Annotated in this window: 6 protein-coding genes; 3 read left to right on the forward strand and 3 right to left on the reverse strand. The window is 61.1% G+C overall.

What is annotated here, in order from left to right:
• Window positions 1-267: 267 nt before the first annotated feature.
• Window positions 268-1,038: an alpha/beta hydrolase gene (locus M9827_RS06575; RefSeq protein WP_250604407.1), complete on the reverse strand. Its 771-nt coding sequence runs from the start codon at window positions 1,036-1,038 to the stop codon at window positions 268-270.
• 112 nt (window positions 1,039-1,150) lie between these two features.
• Here M9827_RS06575 and M9827_RS06580 point away from each other — a divergent pair, with 112 nt between their 5' ends.
• Window positions 1,151-2,095, forward strand: a complete 945-nt coding sequence (locus M9827_RS06580) for an aldo/keto reductase (protein ID WP_250604409.1) — start codon at window positions 1,151-1,153, stop codon at window positions 2,093-2,095.
• Window positions 2,096-2,236: 141 nt separating this feature from the next.
• Window positions 2,237-2,440 (forward strand): hypothetical protein, encoded by a 204-nt coding sequence (locus tag M9827_RS06585; RefSeq protein ID WP_250604411.1) that lies wholly within the window; start codon window positions 2,237-2,239, stop codon window positions 2,438-2,440.
• Window positions 2,441-2,447: 7 nt separating this feature from the next.
• Here the strand turns inward: M9827_RS06585 and M9827_RS06590 are convergent, their stop codons facing one another.
• Window positions 2,448-3,341: a LysR family transcriptional regulator gene (locus M9827_RS06590; protein WP_250604413.1), complete on the reverse strand. Its 894-nt coding sequence runs from the start codon at window positions 3,339-3,341 to the stop codon at window positions 2,448-2,450.
• Between the two features lie 97 nt (window positions 3,342-3,438).
• Here M9827_RS06590 and M9827_RS06595 point away from each other — a divergent pair, with 97 nt between their 5' ends.
• A complete protein-coding gene (locus tag M9827_RS06595; RefSeq protein ID WP_250604414.1) occupies window positions 3,439-3,915 on the forward strand; it encodes a (R)-mandelonitrile lyase in 477 nt (158 codons plus the stop codon).
• A 299-nt stretch (window positions 3,916-4,214) separates the two neighbouring features.
• Here M9827_RS06595 and M9827_RS06600 read toward each other — a convergent pair.
• The coding region (locus M9827_RS06600; RefSeq protein WP_250604416.1) for a xanthine dehydrogenase family protein molybdopterin-binding subunit at window positions 4,215-6,086 on the reverse strand (1,872 nt) is incomplete at its 5' end.

The following is a 6,086-nucleotide window of genomic DNA, read 5'->3' on the forward strand; positions in this document are numbered from 1 at the left end:
TGAGTGAACCGCAGAAAGCGGCGCGGGTAGGACTGGGCTTTTTGGACTTGGTTCAAGGGGCGGGGAGGGGTTTTATTGTGGGACGACGACTTGCTGTCAGTTTCAGGGAAATGGGCGGTGGCTGATCAGGCCTAATCGCTGGCAAGCCAGCTCCCACAGTTTTTGCGCTGAACACGATTTGTGTGAACGACTCCGTACCCTGTGGGAGCTGGCTCGCCAGCGATGGGGACGGTTCAGCCAATACAAAAAGACACAGGCAGACCACTATCACCGATTCAACACATCCCCCATCCACTGCAAATACTGCGCACGGTCCGAGATCGAGTTATGCCCCGAATCTGGTACCACCCGGAGCTCCGCCACACCCTGCGGGAAATTCTCCAGCAAACGCTGCGTGCTGGCGCGGGGAATCACCTCGTCGTCGCTTGCCGCCAGTAACAACGTCGGCACGCGGATATGCGCGGCGTACTTGCCGGATTCGAAGCGGTCCTTGAGCAACCACTGCACCGGCACCCACGGATACTGGCGTGCCGCGATTTCTTCGAGGCTGTTGTAAGGCGTCACCAGAATCAATTGCTGCACCGGCCGCTGACTGGCCAGACGCACGGCCACGCCGGAACCGAGACTGCGCCCGACCACCGCAATCTGCGGATGGCTGGCGTAGACCTGATCAAACAGCGCCAGCGCATCCTCGGCAATCGCCGCCTCGGACGGTGAGCCGCCGCTGCCACCGAAGCCGCGGTAGTTGAGCAAATACACCGCGTAACCGGGAAACGCCTCGGAAAACTCCGGCAGATTGCGCGACACGTCCTCGGCATTGCCGCCGAAGTAGATCAGTGCCCGTGGCCCGACGCGCTCGCGGGTGACCACTGATATCTGCGCGTCCGGCATCGACAGAGTCAGTTGTGAGTCGCTGCCGCTGACAGCATTGGGCTGCGGAAAATAGATCAGCGAGCGCTGAAAAAAGAACAGCGCCGCACACAGCACCAGGTACACGGCAACGATCAATGCGACGAGTGACACCAGGGTTCGGGACATTCGGCTACTTTTAACGGTGTGTGAAGGATGGCTGTCGCAGTGTAGTCCAGCCCTGCAACCGGGCCGCACACCCACACAACCGGCAACAGATCCACGCAGCAGGGGAACCAGCATGCGCCACACTGAGGGTTACTCCCGTCGCCGATTGCTCACGCTGGCTGCCGGGGTTTCGGCGGTCTTCACCTTTGATCGGGCGTTGGCCACAACCACCACGTCCGCGACCACCGGAGGCCAAACCATGCAGACCCGCGCCATCCCCTCCAGCGCCGAGTCGCTGCCCATCGTCGGCCTGGGCACCTATCGCGGTTTCGACGTCGGCCCCGGCGACCCGGCCTACCGGCAATTGCAGGCGGTGCTCGATGAGCTGTTCACCAAGGGCGGCACGCTGATCGACAGCTCACCGATGTACGGCCGCGCCGAACAAACCACCGGTGAACTGCTGTCGATCCACGAACCGCGTTCGCCGGCGTTTCTGGCCACCAAAGTGTGGACGCGCGGGCGCGAGGAGGGCATCGCGCAGATGGAGCAGTCGTTCAACCTGCTGCGCACCGAGCGCATCGACCTGATGCAGATCCACAACCTGCTCGACTGGCAGACCCACCTGCCGACCCTGCGCGAATGGAAAGCGCAGGGGCGCATCCGTTACATCGGCATCACCCATTACACGCCCTCGGCCTATGAGGAAGTCGAAGCGGTGCTGAAGGCCGAACCAGTGGATTTCCTGCAAATCAATTACGCCCTTGATGATCGAGGCGTAGAGAAACGTATTCTGCCGTTGTGTCGTGAGCGCGGCGTGGCGGTGATCTGCAATCGGCCTTTTGGTGGGGGAGGCTTGCTGGCGCGGCTCAAAGATAAACCGCTGCCGGGCTGGGTGTCGGATGTGCAAGTCAACAGTTGGCCACAATTGGCATTGAAGTTTCTGCTGTCACATTCGGCGGTGACTTGCGTGATCCCGGGCACGGGCAATCCGCGTTACATGGCTGATAACGCCAGGGCCGGGTTCGGTCCGATGCTCACCGATGCGCAGCGGCATCAGTTGATTGCGTTGGCAGGTTGAGCGAGCCGGGATCTTCCGTTTTCTTCTATGGCTGAGGGTTTTAATTTCCAAATGGTCTTTGAAACTGTCAGATCTGACAGTTGGAGGGGGTTTGTTAGCACGTAATCATGATGACACCTACTTCGCTCAGGAAGAATCAGCATGGATGTGCTAAGCCGTCGATTGGCCTGTTTTACCGGAGTTTGCCTCGTGTTCATTCTGTTTGCTGCCTACGCGCTTGATGAAAAATATGTGTGTATGGGACCGCAGCGTGGACAGTTTGCAACCGTGACTGCGAATTCTGTGAAAGAGGCGGTGACGTTAGCCAAGGCGTTGTGGGGGGCTGCGGGTTGTTATAAAAAATGACAAGCCCTCAACCGCGATAGCGCAACGCCTCCAGCAACAACGCAAACGCCGGCGCAGCCTGGCGTCGGCTCGGGTAGTAGAGGTGATAACCGGCAAACGCCGGGCACCAGTCTTCCAGCACTTGCCGCAAACGGCCGTCGGCCAGATACGGCGCGACGATGTTCTCCGGGATGTAGCTCAGGCCGAAACCGTCCAGCGCCGCGTCGAGCAACGGGTAGACGCCGTTCAGGGTGACCTGCCCGGACACCCGCACTTTCAGGCTTTCGCCATCCTTCTCGAACTCCCAACTGTACAAACCGCCGTTGGTGGGCAGGCGCAGATTGTTGCAGGCGTGGTCGGTCAGGTCGCGTGGCGTTTGCGGCGGGGGGCGTTTGGTGAAGTAGGCGGGCGAGCCAACCACCGCCATGCGCATGTCGGGGCCGATGCGGGTGGCGATCATGCCTTGCGCGACGTCTTCGCCCAGACGCACACCCGCGTCGAAACCCTGGCCGGCGATGTCGACGAAACCATAATCGCAGCTCACCTCGACGCTGATATCCGGGTATTTCGGCAAAAAGTCCTTGAGCACCGGGCGCAGCAGCCAGTCCAGCGAATGATCGGTGGCGTTGAGGCGGATCTTGCCTGCCGGGGTGTCGCGCAGGTTGCTCAGGGCGGCGAGCTCCAGTTCGATTTCTTCGAAGCGCGGGCCGATGGTTTGCAGCAGGTGTTCGCCGGCCTCGGTGGGCGAGACGCTGCGAGTCGTGCGGGTCAGCAGGCGCAAGCCAAAACGCGCTTCAAGCGCGCGAATCGTGTGACTGAGCGCCGATTGCGAAACGCCGAGTTTGGCCGCCGCTTTGGTGAAACTGCGCTCGCGGGCGACGGCGAGGAAGGCGAGCAGGTCGGTGGCGTTTTCCCGAAGCATTGATGAGTGTCCTGCATAAGTTTTTTCGAATTCTAGTCGATTATCTGAAGAGTTCGGATGGGTAAAGTAGTGGCATTGCTTATCTGGAGGAATTGCCATGAACCCGATTGCCGCTTCTGCGTTGACCCTTTCCCTGTTGGCGGGTGAGGTGCAGGCCAATGACAATCCGCGCGTGACCGTGACACCGAATGGTTCGCAACCTTCGGCCAGAGGCCCGGCAGATTGGTTCACTGGCACTGTGCGGGTCGATGCGCCGTTCAAAGGCTCCGACGCAGCGCGAGTCAGTGGCGCGACGGTGACGTTTGAGCCGGGCGCGCGCACCGCGTGGCATACGCATCCGTTGGGGCAGACCTTGATCGTCACGGCCGGTTCCGGTTTTGTGCAGGAATGGGGGCAGCCGGTTCGCAACATTCGTCCTGGCGATACGGTGTGGATCGCGCCGGGGACCAAGCATTGGCACGGGGCGGCGCCCGGCACGGCGATGACGCATATCGCGATTGCTGAAGTGCTCGATGGCAACGTCGCGGATTGGATGGAGCCGGTGAGTGCCGAGCAATATCCGCTTTCCGAGTGAAGCGCTTCCCTCACCCCAGCCCTCTCCCAGAGGGAGAGGGAGCCGACCGAGGTGTCTTGTGTCATACATCGACCGGAAAGACCGAGTCGATTATGGGTTCACAGCAAACGCGACCCATCGACCTGAAAATGCTCTATCGATTATGGATTCACAGCAAAACGTGATCCATCGACCTGAAAGTGCTGTATCGATTATGGATTCACAGCAAGACGTTCAAGTCGGTGTAACTCCCGAATATCCCCGGATCGGTTCCCTCTCCCTTTGGGAGAGGGCTAGGGTGAGGGGCTCTTTTCAGGCGTTTAGATCATCTCCGGCAGTGAAGAGAGGATTTTATCGAGGGTAATCGGATACTCCCGCACCCTAGCCCCGGTGGCGTTGTAGATCGCATTCGCCACCGCCGCACTGACCCCGCAAATCCCCAACTCACCAACCCCCTTGGCCTTCATCGGCGAAGACACCGGATCGGTCTCATCAAGGAAAATCACTTCCTGATGCGGAATGTCGGCATGCACCGGCACCTCATATCCGGCCAGGTCATGGTTGACGAAAAACCCAAGTTTCTTGTCCACCGCCAACTCTTCCATCAACGCCGCACCGACGCCCATGGTCATCGCACCGATCACCTGGCTGCGCGCCGAAGTCGGGTTGAGAATCCGTCCCGCCGCACACACCGCGAGCATGCGGCGCACGCGTACTTCACCGGTGGCAGCATCGACGGCAACTTCGACGAAATGCGCGCCGAAGGTCGACTGCTGATACTTCTCGGCCAGATCACCGAACTCGATGCTGTCCTCGCCGACCAGTGCGCCGCCTTCAGCCGCATTGCGCAATGGCACGCTCTTGCTGCCGACGCGTACCTGACCGTCGATGAACTCGGCCTGATCCGCCGCCAGCCCCAGTTTGCTCGCCACCGCTTCGCGCAGTTTTACGCACGCGGCATAGACGCCAGAGGTCGAGCAGTTGCCGCCGAACTGGCCGCCGGAGCCGGCCGACACCGGGAAGTCCGAATCACCCAGACGCACCACCACCGCGTCGAGGCCAACGCCCATCATCTCGGCGGCAGTCTGCGCGAGGATCGTATAGCTGCCGGTGCCGATATCGGTCATGTCGGTTTCCACAACAATCTTGCCGTCCCGCTCCAGGCGTACGCGGGCGCCGGACTTGACCAGCAGGTTGTTGCGAAACGCCGCCGCCACGCCCATGCCGATCAGCCAGCGGCCTTCACGACGGCTGCCCGGTTGAGCCTTGCGCTGATCCCAACCGAATTTCTCGGCGCCTGTCTGCAGGCACTTGATCAATTGGCGCTGGGAAAATGGCCGCTCGGTTTTGACCGGATCGACTTGCGTATCGTTGACAATGCGGAACTGCACCGGGTCCATCTTCAATTGCTCGGCCATCTCGTCCATGGCGATTTCCAGCACCATCAACCCCGGCGCTTCTCCCGGCGCGCGCATGGAGTTGCCCTCGGGCAAATCGAGCGGCGCGAGGCGCATGCTCACGCGACGGTTTTCGGCGGCGTACAGCAACTGGCTTGGTTGTGCGGCGAGTTCGACCTTGCCGTCTGCAAGGTTGCCCGACCAGCCTTCGTGGGCGATGGCGCTGAGCTTGCCGTCGGCTGTGGCGCCCATGCGGATGCGCTGAATCGTCGCCGGACGGTGTGTGGTGTTGTTGGCCATCTGCGGGCGGGCGAGGGCCACTTTCACTGGTCGGCCAGCCATGCGCGCACCGAGGGCGGCGAGGATAACGTCGGCGCGGATGAACAGCTTGCCGCCGAAACCGCCACCGATATACGGCGAGACCAGACGTACATTTTCCTTCGGTAGACCGAGGGTTTTCGCAATGTCACCGACACTCCAGGCGACCATCTGATTGGAGGTCCACACGGTCAGTTGATCACCTTTCCACGCCGCCAGGGTCGCGTGGGGTTCCATCATCGCGTGGGACTGGTCCGGGGTGGTGTACGTCTGATCGAACTGCACCGGAGCGGCGGCGAAGGCTTTGTCGAAGTCACCGTGATTGACGTCGGGCAACTCATCTTTTGGCTCGACGCCCAGCGCTTTCACGCTGGCCAGATCGAACTTGCCTTCGACGGTTTCGTAATCGACCTTGACCCGTTGCGCGGCGGCGCGGGCCTGCTCGAACGTCTCCGCAACGACCAGCGCGACGGCCTG

The sequence above is a fragment of the Pseudomonas sp. AKS31 genome (assembly GCF_023634765.1).
In the GTDB taxonomy this organism is placed as follows: Bacteria; Pseudomonadota; Gammaproteobacteria; order Pseudomonadales; family Pseudomonadaceae; genus Aquipseudomonas.